The organism is Flavobacterium rhizosphaerae (assembly GCF_046000445.1).
Taxonomy (GTDB): Bacteria; Bacteroidota; Bacteroidia; order Flavobacteriales; family Flavobacteriaceae; genus Flavobacterium; species Flavobacterium rhizosphaerae.
Map to the genome: position 1 here is coordinate 1 of NZ_JBELPZ010000006.1, position 20,170 is coordinate 20,170.

General features: G+C 41.4%; 16 protein-coding genes. 8 read left to right on the top strand and 8 right to left on the bottom strand.

Features of this window, described 5'->3' with window-relative positions; genetic code table 11:
- From ABS766_RS07465 to ABS766_RS07475, 3 genes are all read right to left on the bottom strand, one after another.
- Positions 1–1,022, bottom strand: a 1,022-nt coding sequence (locus ABS766_RS07465) for a TraG family conjugative transposon ATPase (RefSeq protein WP_408084505.1), incomplete at its 3' end; no start/stop codon positions are given.
- Positions 1,019–1,351, bottom strand: coding sequence for a DUF4133 domain-containing protein (locus ABS766_RS07470; protein ID WP_408084506.1), 333 nt, complete (start codon positions 1,349–1,351; stop codon positions 1,019–1,021). The genes ABS766_RS07470 and ABS766_RS07465, both read right to left, overlap by 4 nt.
- Positions 1,352–1,362: 11 nt before the next feature.
- Positions 1,363–1,668 (bottom strand): DUF4134 domain-containing protein, encoded by a 306-nt coding sequence (locus tag ABS766_RS07475; RefSeq protein ID WP_408084507.1) that lies wholly within the window; start codon positions 1,666–1,668, stop codon positions 1,363–1,365.
- Between the two features lie 246 nt (positions 1,669–1,914).
- Between ABS766_RS07475 and ABS766_RS07480 the strand changes: the two genes are divergently transcribed.
- On the top strand, positions 1,915–5,187 hold the full coding sequence (locus ABS766_RS07480; protein ID WP_408084508.1) for a dsDNA nuclease domain-containing protein: 3,273 nt from the start codon (positions 1,915–1,917) through the stop codon (positions 5,185–5,187).
- 14 nt (positions 5,188–5,201) lie between these two features.
- Here the strand turns inward: ABS766_RS07480 and ABS766_RS07485 are convergent, their stop codons facing one another.
- The 3 genes from ABS766_RS07485 to ABS766_RS07495 form a co-directional block, all read right to left on the bottom strand.
- Complete coding sequence (locus ABS766_RS07485; protein WP_408084509.1) at positions 5,202–5,726, bottom strand: conjugal transfer protein TraD; 525 nt, start codon at positions 5,724–5,726, stop codon at positions 5,202–5,204.
- A gap of 110 nt (positions 5,727–5,836) precedes the next feature.
- Positions 5,837–6,238, bottom strand: a complete 402-nt coding sequence (locus ABS766_RS07490; protein WP_408084510.1) for a DUF3408 domain-containing protein — start codon at positions 6,236–6,238, stop codon at positions 5,837–5,839.
- Positions 6,225–7,010, bottom strand: a complete 786-nt coding sequence (locus tag ABS766_RS07495) for a ParA family protein (protein WP_408084511.1) — start codon at positions 7,008–7,010, stop codon at positions 6,225–6,227. The genes ABS766_RS07490 and ABS766_RS07495 overlap by 14 nt, the downstream gene beginning before the upstream one ends.
- 611 nt (positions 7,011–7,621) lie before the next feature.
- Here ABS766_RS07495 and mobA point away from each other — a divergent pair.
- Both mobA and mobB read left to right on the top strand, forming a co-directional pair.
- The gene (gene mobA / locus ABS766_RS07500; protein ID WP_408084659.1) at positions 7,622–8,065 is read left to right on the top strand and encodes a conjugal transfer protein MobA; all 444 of its coding nucleotides are present in this window, start codon (positions 7,622–7,624) and stop codon (positions 8,063–8,065) included.
- Positions 8,062–9,321: a conjugal transfer protein MobB gene (gene mobB, locus ABS766_RS07505; protein WP_408084512.1), complete on the top strand. Its 1,260-nt coding sequence runs from the start codon at positions 8,062–8,064 to the stop codon at positions 9,319–9,321. The genes mobA and mobB overlap by 4 nt, the downstream gene beginning before the upstream one ends.
- Positions 9,322–9,394: 73 nt before the next feature.
- On the opposite strand, the gene ABS766_RS07510 is transcribed toward mobB, so the two are convergent.
- Entirely contained in the window at positions 9,395–11,032 is a 1,638-nt protein-coding gene (locus tag ABS766_RS07510; protein ID WP_408084513.1) for a helix-turn-helix domain-containing protein, read from the bottom strand.
- A gap of 378 nt (positions 11,033–11,410) precedes the next feature.
- On the opposite strand from ABS766_RS07510, the gene ABS766_RS07515 reads away from it, so the two are divergent.
- From ABS766_RS07515 to ABS766_RS07535, 5 genes are all read left to right on the top strand, one after another.
- Positions 11,411–12,121 carry a hypothetical protein gene (locus tag ABS766_RS07515; protein ID WP_408084514.1) on the top strand — a complete coding sequence of 237 codons (711 nt, stop codon included), beginning with the start codon at positions 11,411–11,413 and terminating at the stop codon, positions 12,119–12,121.
- A 255-nt stretch (positions 12,122–12,376) separates the two neighbouring features.
- A complete protein-coding gene (locus ABS766_RS07520) occupies positions 12,377–13,237 on the top strand; it encodes a helix-turn-helix domain-containing protein (protein WP_408084515.1) in 861 nt (286 codons plus the stop codon).
- Positions 13,238–14,048: 811 nt separating this feature from the next.
- Positions 14,049–15,953: a T9SS type A sorting domain-containing protein gene (locus ABS766_RS07525; protein ID WP_408084516.1), complete on the top strand. Its 1,905-nt coding sequence runs from the start codon at positions 14,049–14,051 to the stop codon at positions 15,951–15,953.
- Between the two features lie 127 nt (positions 15,954–16,080).
- Positions 16,081–18,219 (top strand): T9SS type A sorting domain-containing protein, encoded by a 2,139-nt coding sequence (locus ABS766_RS07530; RefSeq protein ID WP_408084517.1) that lies wholly within the window; start codon positions 16,081–16,083, stop codon positions 18,217–18,219.
- A gap of 12 nt (positions 18,220–18,231) precedes the next feature.
- Positions 18,232–18,906, top strand: coding sequence for a choice-of-anchor tandem repeat GloVer-containing protein (locus ABS766_RS07535; protein ID WP_408084518.1), 675 nt, complete (start codon positions 18,232–18,234; stop codon positions 18,904–18,906).
- Between the two features lie 409 nt (positions 18,907–19,315).
- Here ABS766_RS07535 and ABS766_RS07540 read toward each other — a convergent pair whose 3' ends face one another.
- Positions 19,316–20,170: a fumarylacetoacetate hydrolase family protein gene (locus ABS766_RS07540; protein WP_408084519.1), complete on the bottom strand. Its 855-nt coding sequence runs from the start codon at positions 20,168–20,170 to the stop codon at positions 19,316–19,318.

Consider the following 20,170-nt stretch of genomic DNA (forward strand, 5'->3'; position numbering starts at 1 on the left):
TGCTTCAGTTCCTGCGGGTCATCAGACCAGGCCATCACATTGAAGTGTGCCCTGATGGACGACAACCCATACGAATGTGCTTCGTTCAGGTAGCGTTCAATCCATTCCTTGTTGATCTGGTTGCTGCGGCTATAGCGTGCCAGCGAGTGCATGTTTCTGGCAGACTTCTCAAACTTTTGCAGGTTGGCCTCGCTGTTGTCCAAAAACAGGTACTGGTTGTAGATGTGGTTGCAGCTAAGCAGCAGCCCGACAGGCGCGGCAAACGACAGCCTGCAGTCACTTCGGTCGGTCGATAGTTTCTCGTACCTCGTATCGGCCGACACCGTACCCGGCAAGTCATCCGTGTCGGAGAGCGTATGCAGGCACAGCCGTTTGTTCCCGATACGCACTTCTTCACCGCCCAATGCAATGTCCTGCATCGGTTCGTTTTCGCTTCGGGATAAGGTCAGGTACTGTTCCAATAAACCTGTTTTTCCATCGGTACCCACTATGGCATCCTCGGTCAGCCGTTCCATCCTGGTCAGCCCGGAATCGTTGACGATACGTTCAAACTGCGCCACGGCTTCCATAAATTGATGCACGGCTTCTTTGTCCCGCGCTTCCTTGGGTACCAGCCTGCCACGGCACAGCGACGAGAAGTTGCTTTGCATGCGCATCCGCTCCTTGGTGGTCTTGGTCAAAAACAGGTAGCAGTAATGGTTCAGGAACGGGCGTTCGTTAAAGTGCTGTCTGTACGACCTTCCCAAAAAACTCAAGCCTTCCTCATTCAGCTCGGGGGCGTAGTTTTCCTTGATGTACCAGTCCTGTTTGTGTACTACCGTGTAGTCTGGCAGGGTTTTGACGGCCTTGTGCCAGGCGGCATGGATGGCTTCGTACTCGGCCGAAGCTACCGTAAATAGTTCCGGTAGGTGCACTTCAAAGCAGGCGGTAATGTCGGCATCCTTACTCAGGATACAGTTTTCTTCGACTGCCAGCAGCGGGAACTTGCGCTCCAGCGTGGTGGCTTTTGCTGTGCTTCTCATGCCGTTTCCTTTTTAGGGTTCGACCGGATGTACCTGCGGATCTGTCTGCGGCAAATAATGTATCGCGGGTGGCGCTTTTTAGCCGACAGCTTCATCAGCCCGTGCGACCCGTACTTTTTATTCAGAGAAAAGGTCTGCCAGATGATGAGTCCGGCACCACCACCGCCAATCGCCATACAAGCATAGGAGTTTACTCCGGCAATGTATAGCACCATCACTATTATTAATACACCCAAAAGCCCACCTGCAAAAATGAACAGGTATTGCGCTTTAAGCCCTTTGAACTCCACCGTCCTGCCAATGCCCTTGTTGATGTTATAACTATTCATAACATTTGGCTTTACAGGAAGAAGGATTGGAGTATGGTAGCCGCCACAATCAAAAAGATACATGCACCAAACCAGCTGGCTGCTGTTTTGCTGGTGTCCGGGTCACCGCTACTAAACTTGTTGTATACTTTGACTCCACCAATTAATCCCACCACGGCGCCAATGGCATAGATCAATTGTACGGCCGGCCCGAAATACGATGTGACCATCTGGGTGGCTTCCGTGATACCGGCAGAGCCGTCTCCCTGGGCGAATGCCCCCGATACTGCCAGCAGCAATGCTGCCGTAAACAGTAATTTTCTGCTTTTATTCCTCATAACATTTACCGAATTAATGGTTATTAATTGCCTGCTAAGTGCAGGGTTATGTCAAATTTCAAGCAATAGAAACACTGGGGAATATAAGTGGTATTTAGTGGAATTGTTTTGCAGCTAAGTGATGCATAAACAACAAATAAACTATATTAGCAGGACTGGAAACCAACTGCGCCAAAAAAGAAAATGCTAATTGGCTATGGTACCAGAAGGATGATACGTACAGTAATTATTATCATTATTCCCATTATGGAAACTCATAAACTTTACATCTTCTCTAAAGATACAGATGCATTCAATTCTCAAAGAGGTTATAATTATCAGACATTAAAAACGCTGGAGACATGGGTTCAGAATTTTCTCGATAACAATAAGGAAGATATTTTCTGTGAATTTGAAGAAGACATTTTTCAAAAAGATGAAGCCAATAAGAATGTTAAGTTCCGGCAGGTAAAATTGTATTCTAGTAATTTTTCCTTCAGCAGTGAAGAAATAAAAAAATGTATTTGCCACTTTTTCATGCTTCATATTAAATCAGATTATAGCGATTTTTCCAAAGAATTTATCTTCGAGACCAATTCAAACATCGCAAAAAAATATGGCGAAAATGACGCCGACCTTCTCAGGGAGTGGTTTGAGAATCAGGATAATCCAAATGACGAGCTGTTGGATAAATTTTCAGCTAAAGTCAAAAGCATCGTAAGCGAATACATCACAAGGGAAGAGAAAAATATCAAAAGCAGTGATATAGGTAGTAAATTGGCTGCACAGGAGGCAATAAAAGTTTTTAACGGCTTGGAGGACGCTTTTTGGAACGACTTTACAAAAATGACACAATGGAGGTTCTCCGATGTTGATCCCGAACAGGAGTTTTTAAATTTGAAGTCAAATATTGAGGCGTTACTGCTAAGACTACCGCACCCAATTGCCCAAACAGATGATAATCAAGTATTCAGCGCGCTGCTGGAATGCGTATTCCTGAAAGTGACGCAACAGGAATCAGAAGATCGAAAACTGACACACACGCTTTTTGAACAAACTTTGCTAAATACCGGTAATGAAGAAGATAAATGGTATGCACGCCGTCACCAATATTATAGTGAGATAGAACCGGTAACCGAGTTCAGGATTGGGGAGTTTTCCGAAATCCTTGACCTTGTAAATTATTCCCGTAGGAAGAAATACCTGCACCGGCATAAAGATTTATGGAATCCACATTTGATCTTTTACGCAAGGGAAAAAAGTATTAACGGGATTTTCAGGAGGAAAGCAATATACGAAATTGTCTTCCTTAACAACGAATTTTACGAGGTAGACTACGAGAACCTAAATAAAAGGTCACGGCCAAGTGGAAGTTTAATTGGATTTGAAGAAGAGCTCAGGTTTTATTTCTCTGATATTTCCCTGTTCAAGGATGCCCAGGAAATAGAAAATGCTGATATTATTATTAATTTACTGTTCGTCGCCATTGGAAGCAAACGGAGCAAGCTGAAAATGAAGGAACTCCGGAAATGGTTCGTCAGCCTTTACACGCTTGTTTCGCGCAGGATATCAGCAGAATGTAACACCAATGAAAAATGCTTCCTTATTCAGATAAAGGGGCTTATGCTGTTCGGCGTTAACCGTATCAGGAACGGAGAAATGACGGAGTTCATGACCTATTTTAATCAGATACTGGAACTTGCCGAAACAGCTCCTTTATTTAAACTTTCCCAGTTTGGTGACCGTATAGAAAAGTTTATTAAACTCCAAATCAATATTGACCCAACTGACGAGATGGGCATAATTGGTGTACTGGAAGAATTCTCAGAGAGGCTTTTCCCGCTGGTGGACAAGCGCGAAGGTAGTGCGCGATTGGCAAAGAGCCAGGTGCAACGCGGCTACAGTTATCTGCAAACGAAGGAGCCGTACAACCTTTTGAAGGCATTGCAATATTTTCACAAAGCAAAGGACAATTACCTGCAGGAAGATACAATTGAGGGTTATATCCTTGCACTTCTAAACATCGGGCAATTATATAACAGCGTTGGTATGCACTTCGCAGCAAAAAACTATGCTCTGGCTGCGTTCCGGCTGAGCACAAACAAGCAATTAATAAAGCGGGTTGAAACCAGCCTCGCAATGCTATTCTATTCGGATTTCAAATCGGGTGGGTGGTTCAATGCCCTACAGGCTTACAGTAAGTACATACATCTACGGCTTGACTCCAATTTTGATATTAAAGATATTGATATAGAGGGCAAAAGCACGCAAAGGATGGCCTGGATACTGTATGTCATGAAAAAAAGTTCTGCGCAGTTCAATTACCTCGTCGATAGTTACATCACGTATCTTGACTATGTGGGAGAAGAAATCATTATTCCATTACACGGCAAAATTGATTCCGAACTGTCACACGAAGAATACAACCAAGCCATTGTCGCACAGGCGGACGACTTCCCGCTAAATGATATTGGCGCCATACGCTACTGTAATTTTTATGCTTTGGGTAGCTTGTGGAAAATAGACTTCCTAAATAATTATGAAGTGCTTTCTGTGGCGGAGGAATATATTTCAACGATTCAAACAGTGCTTGCCGAAATTGCATTATCCGGGTTGGATTTTCATTTATTAAAATCAAAAATCAAAATTTCACTGGTAATGAGTGACAGTGTAAAAAGCCCGGAGCAGCTGCCCTCAAATGACCTTATAGCATGGAAAGTGTACATCTATAAATTTGATGACAGTGACATTAAAAAAATTAACGAACATATAGCTTATAATATGGCTTCACTTTCCTACATCCTGGATAAGGTCAGCGTATTAAAACAGGATGAGTTCATGAAAACATTCTGGCAGTTTTTCGGGGAATCAAAGTTAAATATGAAATATTTTGCTGTAAACCTTTATCAACGCATCCATCGTGATATTTATTCAGAAAAAGAGTTTCAAGACCTTATGGCTCCTCATTTTGAAAAGATTGTTTTTGATGTTAACCTGCCCCGGGAGAACAGCGTGATGAAATGGAAGAGTGATCTCAGCGCAAAATATAACCGCGATTTCAGTATAGAGGCTATTAAAAACAGGTTCAACAATGTACAAAAGTCGGTTTACCTTACCCTGAAAGAGCTTAAACCGAAGCCTGAATTTCAAAGCCTGATTAACGGCTTCAGAGCGAAAGGATGGAAAGACTGGCAGATCATTTTGAACATACAGAATTACATGGTAAACTATAAAACCAGGCAATCTATCAAGCTCGAACAACGGGGTGGCGGTATTGAGGAATTTCAGAAACTATTCTTTAAAATATCGAAGATGGATGAAAAGGATTGTTATGTCCATTTCCCTGTAGAGGCCTTTAAGACTGATGAATTTCTTTATCAGTTTAACGTCAGCCTACCCTCAGTGTTGCAGACATATGGCCTGGAGACAAAATTGACAACCCCCGATTTCAAGGCGATACGAGAATTTTTGGATATTCGCTTTAACCTGGCCGTAGATGACTACACGAAAAATAATCCGCTTGCTGACATAAATTTATAAATAAATATAGAGGATTAAACATAATCCTCTATATTAAAATTCCCTTCATTATCATTCCGCAGATAGGAAGAACCTGAATCTGATTCTTGGTAGTCAGCCCGGTCTAGTAGCTTTGCTATCTTTCTAGAGGCATCTCCCACGGCAGTCTCCAGCATGAGCATGAGTTCGGTTCCGTCAATTTTAGAAGCTAAACTTACCGTGGCCTGTTTTTCAGATGGCTGAAGCACATTACGCTCAAGCATCTTTCCCATGGCAGCAAGCTCATCATAGGTAACCCCTGTGGCTAAACCATCATGAATGCTGTAAATTGCATTTGACGCATACCCTTTCATTTCCTCTTCTTCATCGTCCCAGTCGGGTGCGTGTTCTTCATCAGGCTCTCCCTGCGGAATCGGGATTTTAGTTTCCCTTCTATTTACAGCTTCAAAGGTAGAATCAATAGCTGCATTATCATGGTTTTCGGTCTCGATGGCCTGAGTTGGAAGTGCCTGGCGCCCGCCTAGCTTTGGCCTGCCCATAATATCGGGTACTCCGGGCAATGGATCATTTTCTGTTTTGTTTAGGGCGTGGTCATTTTTAGCCTTTGCCCTTAATGAGAGTAAAAAGGCTATTACCGCTAGAAGTACGGCTATTATTATCTTTTCCATAACTACAGTATTGGTTTATATTTATCATTAAAACTTTGGATTATTTCATCACCAAATTCTTTGAAATGGTGTTCCAATACATTATCCATGTATTCAAATACGCTTATTTTATCTTCACCTATCACCTGCACTATACGCGTAAGCCTTTCGTGAAATTCAGGCCGTACATATACCACCTTGCCGGCACGGGCACTACCGTCCTTGTTTCTTAAAAACTCCTGCTCATAATTGTCTGCACCTCTGGTTTTACTCCTTGCCTTAGGTTTAGTTACGTGCTTGGCCTCAGTATTTTCAACAGGGCCGGTATTAGAAGACAGTCCTTCTTTCTGTACACCACCAGCCATCATAGAGATCAGATATTGCTCATCAATATCGGCATTTTTGTCTTTTTTATCCTTTTCCATCACTATAATCTTTTAGTATTACTAGTAACTCATTTATAAATGTATCCAGATTACACCCCTGTAGTAGCTTTTCATCCGCCGGAAGCAAAGTGGACCTGAAAATGCCCCGGTTGTCCGCATCATTTTCCTTCCTGAAGCGTACACTGGCGGCTACCGAAGCATTCATGATTTTAAGATTGAGTGTTTTAATAATGGAGCTGTACTGTTCATATAGCGGATTACGTTCGCGCCCGTCAACTTGGTTCCAGAACAGGTGAATTTGCCTGATCGCCACCTGCTTTTGTTTCATCAGCACATCGGTGACCAGTTGGGTAAAAACCAAGGTGCTTTCCATCACCACGCGGTCCGCCACAATAGGGGTAAAAATATAGTCCATGCCTGCCAATGCCTTGATAATGCCCGGCGCGTTCACCGTACCGGGTAAGTCGAAGAACACGATGTCAAGGCCGTTACTCGCATCCGCAGCCATTTGCTCCGCAGCCTCCAGTACCGTATCAGGTTTCTGTTGTATAACAGGATAGGCTTTTTTGCCCAACGCCTGAAACTGCCGGTGCGCCAGCTTCTTTATTGCATCATTTTCCATCACCATTTTCATATCGCGTTCACGCATCTGTACGAGGCTGTATTGCGGGTAATCACAGTCGATCACCGCTACATTGTAACCCAGGCGATAGTGAAGGACACTCGCAACAAGGCTTGTAAAGGTTGTTTTGCCTACACCTCCCTTTTGGGAAGCGAAGGCCACAAATAGTGTTCTGTCAAATCGTTCCATATGTATATAAATAGTTTATTACTCGCATAGGCGCAGGTGTAGATGGGTAGCTGCATACCCGCGTACACCGGTACAATTATACAGATGTGCATAGGTATAGGTTTAGGTACCTGCTTATACAAATACAAGCATATACGGGTACATACATATGTAAATAAATAGCCTCACACATATATCAATACCCATATACTTACGTGTCTGCATGGGTAGCTGTATATTTAGGTACGCATGTGCGTAAGTAACTACGTATGTGCGTAATCACATCCAACGATACAAAGTAAATCACACATTACTAAGGGCTTTTGATCCCGGTACGGTTTGGCCTTCACAGTCAGGCTTTGGCCATGCTTTCCATGATGCTGCTGATAAAAAGGTTCCTTTACTTTGTCAGTATACTACTGACTGTTTGGATTGCTAAGGAAGCGGCCTGAAGCCGTTTTCCCTGGCTCCCTGTAATCCGCCGGATAAGGCGGATTTTCCTTTCGCGGGAAAGGAGCAAGTTATGTTTTGAGGCACCCGAAACCTTATCGGTGCCTCAAAACAACTTGCCCTTGCAGGGGGCTGGAAACACCCTCCAAAGTCGGCTGTTTTTAAATATAATTGGATGTATGATGGATGGAAAGGATAACATTAAAAGGAACAAAGGGGGGCGTAAGCCCAAGCTTAACCCCAGCACACACCGCCATGTGTTTCGCCTGAATGACGAAGAAAATGCCCGGCTGCTATCGCTTTTTGAAAGTTCGGGGATGCACAACAAGGCAAAATTTATTGTATCAATGCTACTTGAAAGGGAAATTAAAACAGTTAAAATTGACCTACAGGCAATAGAATACCATACACAACTGACCAAGTTTTTCAGCCTTTTCCGTTCAATCGGTGTGAATTATAATCAGGTGGTAAAGATATTATACCGTAATTTCTCAGAGAAAAAAGCGGCAGCCTACCTCTACAGGCTGGAAAAACAGACTATTGAAATGGCTGTGTTGTGTAAAAAAATTATTGAATTAACACAGGCATTTGAATCAAAACACTTACTAAATGGTGAGGAAAAATGATCGCTAAAATCGGAAAGGGGATCAATATTTTTGGGGCTGTCTCCTATAACCAAGTCAAAGTGGATAAGGAAAACGGCAAGGTATTGCTAGCCCATAAAATACCCGAACCCGTTGACGGTAACTTCACTGTAGCACAAATATGCCGTGCCTTTGACCCTTACCTGATCGCTAACAATAAAACCGAGAAACCGGTCCGGCACATATCCCTTAACCCGGATCCTTCCGATAAGGTCAGTGATGAACGCTTTAAAAAAATCGCTGAGCAGTACATGAAAGAAATGGGTTATTCCAGCCAGCCTTATATAGTATACAAACATACCGATATTGGACGTGCCCACATTCACATTGTGACCACCTGCGTACAACTGGACGGCAGTAAAATCCCCGACAGTTACGACCACCACCGATCCATGGCCGCCTGCCGAAACCTGGAGAAGGCTTTCGGTCTTAAACCTGCCGACGAAAAAACGCAACAGCATGAAAAACCTATTTTCAAACCAGTGGATTATATCAAAGGTGATGTTAAAAGCCAAATGGCAGCAGTCGTACGGTATCTTCCTAAATACTACAGCTTTCCCAATCTGGGCACCTATAATGCGTTGCTTTCACTCTTCAACATTACTGCCGAACAGATCAGCGGCGAAGCCAATGGGGTTGCTAAAAAAGGGCTGGTGTACTTTACTCTGGATACCAAAGGAGAAAAAACCGGGATGCCTTTTAAGTCTTCCTTATTCGGAAAGTATGCCGGGCTGGATGCTCTCGTAATGCACTTTGAAAAATCAAAAGTGCTTATGGCGAAGCATCCCGCAAAGGCAATACTTAAGAACAGTATTGAAGCGGCAATGCACATGGTGAAGAACGAGCCTGAGTTTAAAAAGCAATTGCTGGAACAGGGTGTAAATGTTGTGGTGCGCCGTAATAATGAAGGAAGAATATACGGAATTACGTTTATTGACCATGAATCCCGGAGTGTATGGAATGGTTCCCAACTGGGTAAAAACCTTTCCGCTAACATCTTTAAGGAGCGGTGGAATAACGGAATTAAAATCGATTCGGGTACCGTACAATCTAATGAACTGTCTCCTTCACCAGTCATTAGTGATGAGAAAGACCCATTTAGATTTTTGGTTCCTAGAAAGAATGACAATATATTCGAAGCTTGGGGAAGTTTATTACCGGACAGCCAGGGTGAAGATTATGAGGAACAGGAATTTGCCAATAAGATGAAGAGGAAAAATAATAGAAAAAGGAATTGATGATTTTCTTTACTTCGAAACAGGTATATTAGTAATGTTCCCTAAAGGTAATATTATTTAACTTTAGATGCAACTATTCGTCATTAATGTAGACCTTGTTCAATTCCGTGATGAAAAAGGTTGGTGTTATAAGGGCCTTTTTTACGAACGCTGTGGTGAAATGCTGGGTGGTACTGAAGCCTGCTTCTTCAGCCAAGGCCTTGTTTGTATACCTTCTATATTTCCTTTCGGTTTTTAGCAAGGTAACGATATGGTCTATTTTCAAGTCGTTAATATAATTTATGAACTTCTTCCCCTTATAAGCCATAATCACTTTTGAAAGATATTTACCGTTTGTACCGAAAGCCTCCGCTACCTTTCCAACCGTAAGGTCTTTCTGCAAATAGCCATGCTTTTGTTCAAACTTAGCAAGATTTTCTAAAATAGATTCTATCACCTCTTCTTTCAGATTAAGTGGATCCAGAGTCGGGGCTGAAGGCCGGGCTGCATTTACCGTTATATTTTCAGGTTCTACATCCCGCAGCAGTTTTTCAAATCTCTTTTTATATTTTTCACGTACCCTGTAATACCTGTACGACAGAAATAAAATAATTAAAAACAGGACTAAAAATAGGAAAATGAACAAACGCTCTCCCAATTTCTTATCAGACAGCTGTTTCTCTACAGCATTTTTGGCTCTTAATAATTCAACAGTGTCATACTCCTTATGTATCTTTTCAGACAGGTTTTTGTAATTGGTGTTCAAAATGCTATCAGCTTTCAATAGCCTGTTAATGTAATACAACTCACCTTGAATGTTGTGTTTCCTATTGTCCTTTATCAGTATTTCATAGCTTTCACGTAAATCCGGACGCAGATAACCCTTCTTGTCGAATATATTGTCTACCTTTTTAAAGTAGTTTATAGCGGTTGCTTTCTCTTTTAAAGCCATATAGTTTTTTCCGAGGTAGAAATAGGCGACTGATTCGTTCGCAAAATCACCGTCCTCTATAATGGCTTTCAGGGTAGCCGAAATCTGTTTTACAGATTCGGGATATTGCTTTAAAAAATATTGATTAATCCCCTGCGAAAGCATGATATACGGAATCATATCCGGAGTTCCCAGACGTTGGCTTTCCTCCAGTGCAAATTTGTTGATTATGTTGCTTTGGGTATAATCACCCATCCTGTTATGACACAGGCCCAAAGAATGAAGGCAGCTTATGTAAGCTGTGGGGTTCTCATTTCTGAAAAAAGCTTCACATTCGGTATAAAGGACAATAGCTTCAGAATAGAATCCGAGGTAATATTTAATATTGGCGATATTGTACTTTACTTTATTCTTTAGATAGGGGTCCTTACTTGAAATGAGGTAACGGTTGGCCAGTAGGTAATGGTCAAGGGCCTTGATATGTTGTTTTCTGGAAAAATATACAATCCCCTTTGTGAGGTAGGCAGCCCCAATAAGTTCATTATCATTTGCTCTTGTCGCGGCGAGCACCATACTGTCCGCATATATAAGCCGTTGCGACTCCGGAGAAGCATGAAGGAGATTTTTATAGCCGTTCACTATCTCAGCCCCGTTTTGCTCATTTTGTGCTTTGACGAGATATGCCCTGAGATAGGGAAGTGCGGCATTCAAGTCTGAAGATTCTTCTATTTTCTGATCCAAATAGCTGTATGACTTGGAATACAAACTGTATTTTTCTGATGTTGTTTTATCCTGTGACATTACCACCAAGCTGGCAAAACATAAGGACAGGAAAAGGACTTTTTTCACATTAGTGCTTTATTCGGTGTGGTTTTTCTACGCTAATGTATTCAATTTTATCCAACTTGCGTCTATGTTTTAGTGACAATTGACTTTCTCTTTATTTTTTCAGAACACGCGCCTAACGTATTATTTACCAATCAAATAAATATCTAATTACAGTATTGAATTCTGGAATTTCAAGTATGAAATTCCAGAATTCAATAACACTTCATTTGTTAGTCAAATCCTATACAAATAGATTTGCTTTGAATTCAGGCAGCGGTAAAAACTGTTGTTCATAAACCCGGGCGAAATGAAACTGAAGACATTTATCCAGTAACCAAAACATTTTGCATCATGATTAAAAACATCCTTAGGCTTGCAGTTCTGGCCCTGTGCCTGTATTCATGCAGCCCCGAAAGTACAGATCAAATTACGGGACAGGGCAACGATGCCGTTTTAAGATTGCGTAAAACAGGTATCGATCCGGAAAATCCTGCTAATCCATATGACGGCATAGGAAAGACCCACAACAATTTACTTTTGACCCTGAAAAATGACCCGCCCCAATCCACACTTAATAGCATTTTATCATTTGTAGAAACGCACGCATTCTTACATGAGGATTTCAGTACGCTGGCGTTGGAGAACTATTTGCCGATATCTTCAGCACAGGAAAAAATAATTGAGAACAGCAACATTGAAGCGGTACTGGACGCTGGCCAGTTTTCCGACACCGCGAAGGACCGTTTCAGCGTGTTGTTTTCAACATTTTCAGCACCCGGTTATCAGCAGGCCGAATTTAGTGTTGTCTACAATTCACTTATAAATTATGAGCAGGACGTCTTGCTGGACGCGAACTTAAATGGTTATGAAAAAAAGACCATCTTAGTGACGGCTGCAATAGCGCGCTATGCCGCGGCGCTTGACAAAGGAAAAGGCAAGGACAAGGACTGGAAACTGACAATCAACAATATTGTAGCTGCAGCATCGGGTGCCACCGAAAGCGAAGCAAAAGCAATTATCATGGCAATAGCCGGCGGGATCTATCATGGCAGAAGAATTTGATATGGTGACTTGGATATACCAACGTGAATCTAAAATCAAGTTTGTTCTTGGGGGATTTATACTCTTTCTCGATATTATTGGTATCTATTTTATCATAGACCTTCACGCTTACGATGTCGCTGTCAAATACCTGACAAACGGAGCTGAACATTTTGAACCACTACAGCTATCACTTGAAATCTTATTCTTTGTAACCATAGCTAACTTGTTATTCGTATGCATTTATCTAATGAAACTTTACTTTAAAACATAGCCATGATACGATACCTAACCAATAACACTCTCAGCCCCGCACACAAGCAGGGAGTAACGGTAGCTGAAAATACAATTACTGCGATTGAAGAGGCTAGGTTTACTATGGAAATATATTCGATTCTGTTAATAGTTTCAGGAGGCTTTAACATAAGGGTCAATAATACTGATTATCAGGTTGGGACAGGAGATTTTCTATACATGCCCATAGGATCTGTAGTCCATATATTCAATTCGCCCTCATCCACAACCATCTATAGCTATTCTTTTACCGATGGTTATTGTTGCGCAAACCTACTTGATACCGAACAGGCCTTGGCGTTCCAACGCAGTATTCATAACCAAGTGGTTTTACTACGACTTAGCGCAACTACATATGTTTCTCTCGAAACGTTTTACAGACTCTTACGTATTAAACAGGCAGAATCAGTCCATGCACCAGATGATGAAATCAAGAAGCTTTATTTTAACCTTATGATCTGTGAAATAATCGGATTATGCAAAGAGGATACAGGATATGAGTCCTATCACAACATAAGAAACCAAAATACGCTGGGAAGATTTATTCAATTGGTAAGAGAAAATTTCAAACAACAACATAGTGTACAGTTTTATGCTGAAGCACTGTGTGTCTCCGCCGGGCACCTTACCAAGATTATTAAACACGCAAGCAGTAAAACCGTGAAACAGTTTATTGAGGATGCACTTATAGCCGAAGCAAAAAACCTTCTTAATACAGAACGCCTATCTATATTGGACATTGCCGAAGAACTTCAATTTAGCACAGTTTCCGCATTCTGTAAATTTTTTAAGAAACAAACGATGATGACGCCAACCGCTTTCCGTAACTCCTGCAGTGTTTAATTAAATTAAATCTAACAAGAAATAGAACAAATCCTGTAATACAACAAGTTATGACGGTTTTTGCAAAATTTTGGCGGGATTTGGATAATCGTATTGCAAGCCTAAAGAACTAAGTTTGACATGGCCTGGACAAACCTTCCGACCTGCATTATAGTTATGGGGAACCAGAGACTAGGTATCACTCTAATCAATTTAATTTTAATCAATATCTCTTTTTATGAAAAACTTTACTAATGAAAGAAAGAGTATGCCGGGCAAAATTGCCTTTGCCATACTCATGCTGGTCAGCTCACTAGGATGGGCGCAGCCGACGGTCACTGTGCCTTCAACGGTACAGGTAGTAGTTGCCGGATCCGGAGGAACCGCTGGTTTTGGAGGTACAGTTGGCAGTGGTGGTGCAGTAGTTATGCCAGATCCGGGAAGCGGAAGCTTTACTATAAATAATCCATCCGGACTAACATTAACAACGTGGTCGCTATCAGGAGATCTTTCATTTACTGTACAGACAGCTCCAAACACTACAATCTCTCAATCTGCATCTGCAACGACTACTACAAGAAATATCTACTCATTTAACAAAACAGTTCGAACTTCAGAAACTTATAATCTTGCGCGCAGCAAGGGACGTGTCAGTATCGCTTATACTGCATCTGCATGTGGCGGCTCGATGAGTTTTGATGTTTACAAAAGATATTCTGGGACGAGCACTGTTCCGGGGAATAACGCATATGTACCCCCTATAGTAGGGCCTGACTGTTGGGAAGCTGGAGAAACTTATACTTATTCAGTTGACCAAGTAGCGAGTGATAACTTGCAGGATGGTATTGGAATTGATGAATATTATTGGTCAATTGCGCGTCAGGATGATCCAACTATAACATTAACTAATTTTTATACTTCTGCTGATAAAAGTTCAATTACAGTACAAATTCCGGCTGTCTTAGAAGGTCTATGGGAAATTAAGTGTGCTTATGGTCGTGCTAATCCCTGGGATGGTAATAGTATACCTTTTGCATCACACACCACCGTTGTAAGTAAAACAGTAGGTGCGCTCCCATCGGTTCCAACATGGTCGGCGGCACCTCCGACATGTATGCCTACTGGCACAAGCTCGTTTTCAATTACTGCAAATCCTGGATCTGTAGACTCAGATTTTACCTATACATGGACTATTCAGGGAGCAAGCTGGAACTTAGTCCAACCATCGGATGCAAGCCCAGACGTTACCGTTAACGGTATAGACAATAACCCAGCAATTCTTACTCTTACTATTGAAGGAGATTGTGACCCTACAATAGTAACTTATAATATAAATAGAAATTTCACATCAGCTATAGCAATTACTGGTGCAACCTGTGTTACTGCCGGCTCTTCTAATGTATATAGTTTACCGGTAAATGCACAAATCAATAATACAACTTGGACATTACCGTCAGGTTGGTCGATAAACCCCATAGGATCAAACACACCCCGTTCAATTGCTAACATCAGCATACCGTCAGGTACCCCTGCCGGTTCCTATACAATCACAGCTCGTTCTACAGAATGCCCAAGTACGGCAGTAAGTTTAGTGGTAAATGTACGGCCGGCAACGCCTACATTTGTAACAACATCAGGCCAATCTCCGACATGTGTTACCAGGAACGGCGGACCGGCTGTAACTTATACCGTTAACCCGGTCGCTGGGGCAACTTCTTACCAGTGGACGTTCCCTACTGGCTGGACTCCCTCAACGCAAACTACTACATCACCTACGATTTCGGTAACACCGGGAGGTACTACTGCGTCGGGCGTGGTGAGTGTTGTGGCAATTGGCGCAGGAGGCTGTAATAGCACTGCTGCAACACGCATAGTAAATTATACAGGTGTTACACCTAATTCAATAAGCGCGAGTTGTTGGAGCATTGGTGTTACTGGGCAAACAGTTATTACTGTTGCGAATGCGCCAAGCCCTTTCTATGGTACGTATACGGTTACTTCTTCACCTGCAGGCCTTTTCTCTAATTACACAGTCAATGCTACAACAGGAGCAATTACCTTAAATACTACAGCTACTGCTACACCTGGAACATATAATTTAACGATCACGCATGTAACAGGAGGAACCTGCCCTGCAGCTGTCGCAACGTTGCCAATTACAGTTACAGGAAACTCTGCTGTATTTAACAATCCCACAATTACCGGTGGCTCTTTTGATCCGAGCCCAGGTGGTTGCGACACCTACACTGTCATTAATGCAACGGCAGGTTCCACATATCAATGGTTCCTGAATGGTTCTTCAACACCAGTTGTTGCTAATGGAACAACCGTATTCTTCAGCCCGTCAGGTAATGCACTTACGCTTTGTGGAAGCGGAACTGCACCCACCTCAGTTTGTGTAGTTGTAACTAATGGTAGTTGCAGGACAAGATTATGTGCCCCTTTGGTAGGAACCCATAGTGCTGCCAGGCAAGGTAATCCAGATAACCAACAAAACGTTATTAAAGGGGTCTCTATATATCCAAACCCTAGCAACGGTGACTTTGTTATTAATATAGCTGCATTTGCCGATTCGGCTTCTGCAACTATTAGTGACGCAACAGGCAAATTTATCGAGAATTATAAATTAGAGCAAGGCGAAAACAAGATAGACCGTACAGAGCTATCAGAAGGCACCTATATTGTAACATTAATTATTGACGGGAAAAAAGAAAGCCGACAGATAATTATAAAATAAAAATTTCATTCTAATTCATCTAGAGTTTTGGTGTAAAACACCAAAACTCTTTTTTGTTTTATTGTTTCTTACATAGGGTTTTAATAATTTTAACTGTTATATCACTTCTTTATTCATATAAATCATCATGGCAAAAAATTACCAAAATATTCCTTCATCCGGAAGCAAATATATTATCTCTGCCTATCTATTGTTAATGCTACTATTTTCTCATGAACATCTCTATTCGCAAGAGCCAGACTTCGCTTGGGTAAAGCGTTTCGGAAGTAGCACAATCGCGGCAACAGCAGGACTTTTGGCTATAGATCATGAAGGGAACAGCTATATAGCAAACGTATTCTATGGTTCATCTTTCAATCTGGATGGGATAGTATTACAGTCTAACAGCCTTTATAAAGGCTACATTGCTAAATACGATGCTGAGGGGCAAATAATTTGGGCAAAAGTTACGGAAGGTCTGATTACAGATTCTCAAATCAATAACGACAAAATCATTGTCGATAACGCGGGTAACATATACTTTACTGGTGACTACTTTAGTGGACAAGACAGCAAAATCAACAATTTCCCTCTAAGTACATTTAATGTCGATTTACAATCCGACAGAAACTATTTCTTAGCCAAGTTAGATAGCAATGGCAATGTAACGTGGGTAAAGACTTCCGAGAGGTCTAACACATATCCGTTGCTGAATGCCCTTAGTGAGATTCATTTCGATCTAAATGGCAATATCAATCTTAGCGGTTATTTTAGGGAATCCATCACTTTTTCCACAGAACAAACACTCACGCATTCACCGGAGCAAGGCGCTGTATTTATAACTAAGTATACTCCAACAGGTGATATAGTACTTTGTAAAAAATTAGACGGTTTTTTATATACACCTATTGATAATTCAATAAGTGATAGTGAACAAGTTAAATCAGACACTCAGGGTAATCTTTATCGTTGGTCCAATTCAGAGTCAGCTAAAACATTATACGTTTATAATGCCTTTGGAGATCTCCAGGCATCAAAAACTATTGATATCTTTTATGTCCAAAACCTTGCATCACAGGATCCCAAGTTGATGGGGTTTGCAATTGACCAGATGGGAAATGTATATATAAGTGGAAATTTTTACGGTTTTCTAATGTTGGAACAACAGCCTTACTACGGTAATGGCAATGGTAATGAATCCGATGCTGTACTAATTAAACTGTCTAACGGAACTTGGGATGTGGATTGGGTATTTATTCCAATGTTGACGGCAAATGATACTTTTGACAGATTGATTACCGATGGGCTCAACAATATTTATGCTGTTGGACAAAACAGCAATATCAGTGAAAATAAGATGCTGCTGCAGAAGATTAGTACTGAAGGCGATTTAATCTGGTCTAAAACAGTTGCAGGGCTTTACAGCCCTTCCGAACCACTCGGTGGAATCTATCCTGTCTCCGTACGCCAACAAATCAACGGAGGTAATGTATGGGTTTCAGGTTTTTTCCGGCGTAATGCATATTTTGATGCTACGGCACACTTTCTTACACCTAACCTTAATCATTATAATGGATTTTTAGTGCAGTATGGCACATGCAATACGGAATCTCCAGTAATTAATATTCCCGAGACAACCCAAATCTGCCAGGGGGGAACACTGGAACTCTCTGTTAATTTTACAAATCCCAACCTTTCTTATCGCTGGAATACTGGCGAAACCACAGAGACTATTACCATTACAAATGCAGGCATTTACTATGTCATTGCCCAGGAAAATGACGAATGCTACGGAAAATCACAGGAGATATGGATTACACAACTTTCTGCACCGGAAATAGAAGTCAATTTTGAAAATGGGGATTTGTTTGCAATAGCGGAAAATGTTACGTACCAATGGGTAAATTGTGATACACAAGAACCTATTGAGGGACAAACTACTGTAAACTTTACACCAACGCAGGCAGGGAGTTACGCTGTCGAAGTGACTAATGAAAACGAATGCACAGCTTTATCGGAATGCCGCACAGTTACCGAAAGTGAACTCTCGGTTGGCAATTACTTGAACGGAACTTCTTTGATCCTCTACCCTAACCCAGCTAAAAATATACTGATAATTCAAAGTGATGCCGTTATTACCAGTATGGAAGTTACCAATATGCTAGGGCAAAAAATTATGACAAATATTGATACCGAAATAGATGTAGCTGAATTACCAGCCGGAAGCTACCTTCTTAAAGCTACAACAGATCGAGGGACATTTCAAAAGAAATTTATTAAACAGTAATTCATATTATTAGTGAAAACAAAACTACTTATAACGTTCCTCCTTGTGGTAAACTCACTCTCAGCACAAAAAGAATTTTGGGGATTAGCAAACAGGGGCGGAACTGCAACCGGTAACCTGGGCCTGGGCTACGGAGCGATTATAAAAACGGATGCCAGTGGCGCTAACGCACAAATGGTACACGTTTTTGATAGTATAAATGGAATGCAGCCCAATGGCCGCCTTCTTTTAGCTTCTAACGGAAAGCTTTACGGGACCACATATTTTGGCGGAAATGTACAGCTTAACGGAAATACCGATGGTGTTTTATTTGAATACGATCCTATTGGCAATGAATTCAGTGTGGTATCACTCTTTGGAACGGGTGATTTTCCAACAATCAGGAATCCTAAGTGTGGTGTCATTGAAGCCCTCGAAGGACAGTTGTTCGGCGCTGCAGGCGTTGGCATTTACAAGCATAACCTAACGGATGAAGAAACAAGCCTGGCAGCATTGGTTACAGTATCCTACACAGGCATGAATGCTTTTCCAAACAGTATAAACGGTGAGCTCATGAAAGCTTCTGATGGGTATATTTACGGAACTACTAAAAATTATTCTATGTGTCCTGCTAGCTCTCCTTACATGGGCTGCATTGTCCGTTTTAATCCTGCCACCCCGACCAGTACAAATCCCAAAATGCACTGAAAGCCGTAAATATCAAGTATTTATGGCTTTTTTTTTGTGTTAAATGCCAAAATAAACCATATTAAATCAATATAAATGTGAGTTATTAGGTGAGTACCTATTCCATTTCTAAAAAGCATTCACAAAATGAATTTAAAACACTGTATTTAATAAATTAAAACTATTCATTAATACTATAGCCAAACTGTGCTGATTGTACCACTTTTTAATGAACAGTCGAATTCTTGCGGTATTAATGGAATTAATTACATTGACTCTCTCCACCAACTTTAATTACAGTGCAAATTATCTGTAGCCAATAGAAATAGTGGTTTACCCCGAATTGGCGAAAGGGATTCAATCGGAATAGGTTTGTCCACTCGCCCGCAGAATCGCAGAATTGATCTAAAATATATTAAAAATAAACCTTTCAAAGGAAGCTAAATGCTTTCGCGAGCTGCCTGCTACTGCCTAAACCGTCAATACCTAACTCTACAACATCGCCGGGTTTAAGATACCACGGTTCCGGTTTCATACCCAGGCCAACACCGGCAGGAGTACCCGTGCTTATAACATCACCCGGTAAAAGCGTCATGAATTGACTGATGTAACTTATCAAATACGGAATCCCGAAAATTAGGTTGGATGTATTCCCTTCCTGTACTTTTTTACCATTAACGGTAAGCCACAGCTTAAGATTGTATGCATCTTCAATTTCATCGGTAGTGGCAATAAACGGACCTAGCGGTGCAAAGGTATCACAGCTTTTTCCTTTGACCCACTGCCCATTATGCTCTAGTTGAAATTCGCGTTCACTGTAATCATTATGCAATACATAACCTGCCACGTGTCTTAACGCATCTTCTTCTGAAACATAACTTGCTTTTTCACCAATAATAAGGGCAAGTTCCACTTCCCAGTCGGTTTTTTTACTGTTTTTAGGAATAATAAGATCATCATTAGGGCCAACAATCGCGGTAGTAGATTTAAAAAACAATATAGGTTCTGACGGAATAGGTGCATTGGTTTCTTTAGCGTGGTCCTTATAATTGAGCCCCACACAAACCAGTTTAGAGGGCCTTACCATAGGGGCACCCAAACGAGTATCTTTATCTATTTCGGGCAGGCTGGCATTTTCTATAACAGCTTTAAGTTCAGAAAGTGCATTGCCGCCAAAAAAAAATTCATTATAATCAGCAACAAGGTGCGATACATCAAACCACTTATCGTTTATAATAACGCCTGGCTTTTCGTCGCCTTTGGCTCCAAATCGAATTAGTTTCAT

What these genes read in the sequence shown, in the direction of transcription:
- ABS766_RS07470 (WP_408084506.1), bottom strand. Translation starts at nt 1,351, where the DNA reads ATGAATAGTTATAACATCAACAAGGGCATTGGCAGGACGGTGGAGTTC.
- ABS766_RS07475 (WP_408084507.1), bottom strand. Translation starts at nt 1,668, where the DNA reads ATGAGGAATAAAAGCAGAAAATTACTGTTTACGGCAGCATTGCTGCTG.
- ABS766_RS07480 (WP_408084508.1), top strand. Translation starts at nt 1,915, where the DNA reads ATGGAAACTCATAAACTTTACATCTTCTCTAAAGATACAGATGCATTC.
- ABS766_RS07490 (WP_408084510.1), bottom strand. Translation starts at nt 6,238, where the DNA reads ATGGAAAAGGATAAAAAAGACAAAAATGCCGATATTGATGAGCAATAT.
- ABS766_RS07495 (WP_408084511.1), bottom strand. Translation starts at nt 7,010, where the DNA reads ATGGAACGATTTGACAGAACACTATTTGTGGCCTTCGCTTCCCAAAAG.
- mobA (WP_408084659.1), top strand. Translation starts at nt 7,622, where the DNA reads ATGGATGGAAAGGATAACATTAAAAGGAACAAAGGGGGGCGTAAGCCC.
- mobB (WP_408084512.1), top strand. Translation starts at nt 8,062, where the DNA reads ATGATCGCTAAAATCGGAAAGGGGATCAATATTTTTGGGGCTGTCTCC.
- ABS766_RS07510 (WP_408084513.1), bottom strand. Translation starts at nt 11,032, where the DNA reads ATGTCACAGGATAAAACAACATCAGAAAAATACAGTTTGTATTCCAAG.
- ABS766_RS07515 (WP_408084514.1), top strand. Translation starts at nt 11,411, where the DNA reads ATGATTAAAAACATCCTTAGGCTTGCAGTTCTGGCCCTGTGCCTGTAT.
- ABS766_RS07520 (WP_408084515.1), top strand. Translation starts at nt 12,377, where the DNA reads ATGATACGATACCTAACCAATAACACTCTCAGCCCCGCACACAAGCAG.
- ABS766_RS07530 (WP_408084517.1), top strand. Translation starts at nt 16,081, where the DNA reads ATGGCAAAAAATTACCAAAATATTCCTTCATCCGGAAGCAAATATATT.
- ABS766_RS07540 (WP_408084519.1), bottom strand. Translation starts at nt 20,170, where the DNA reads ATGAAACTAATTCGATTTGGAGCCAAAGGCGACGAAAAGCCAGGCGTT.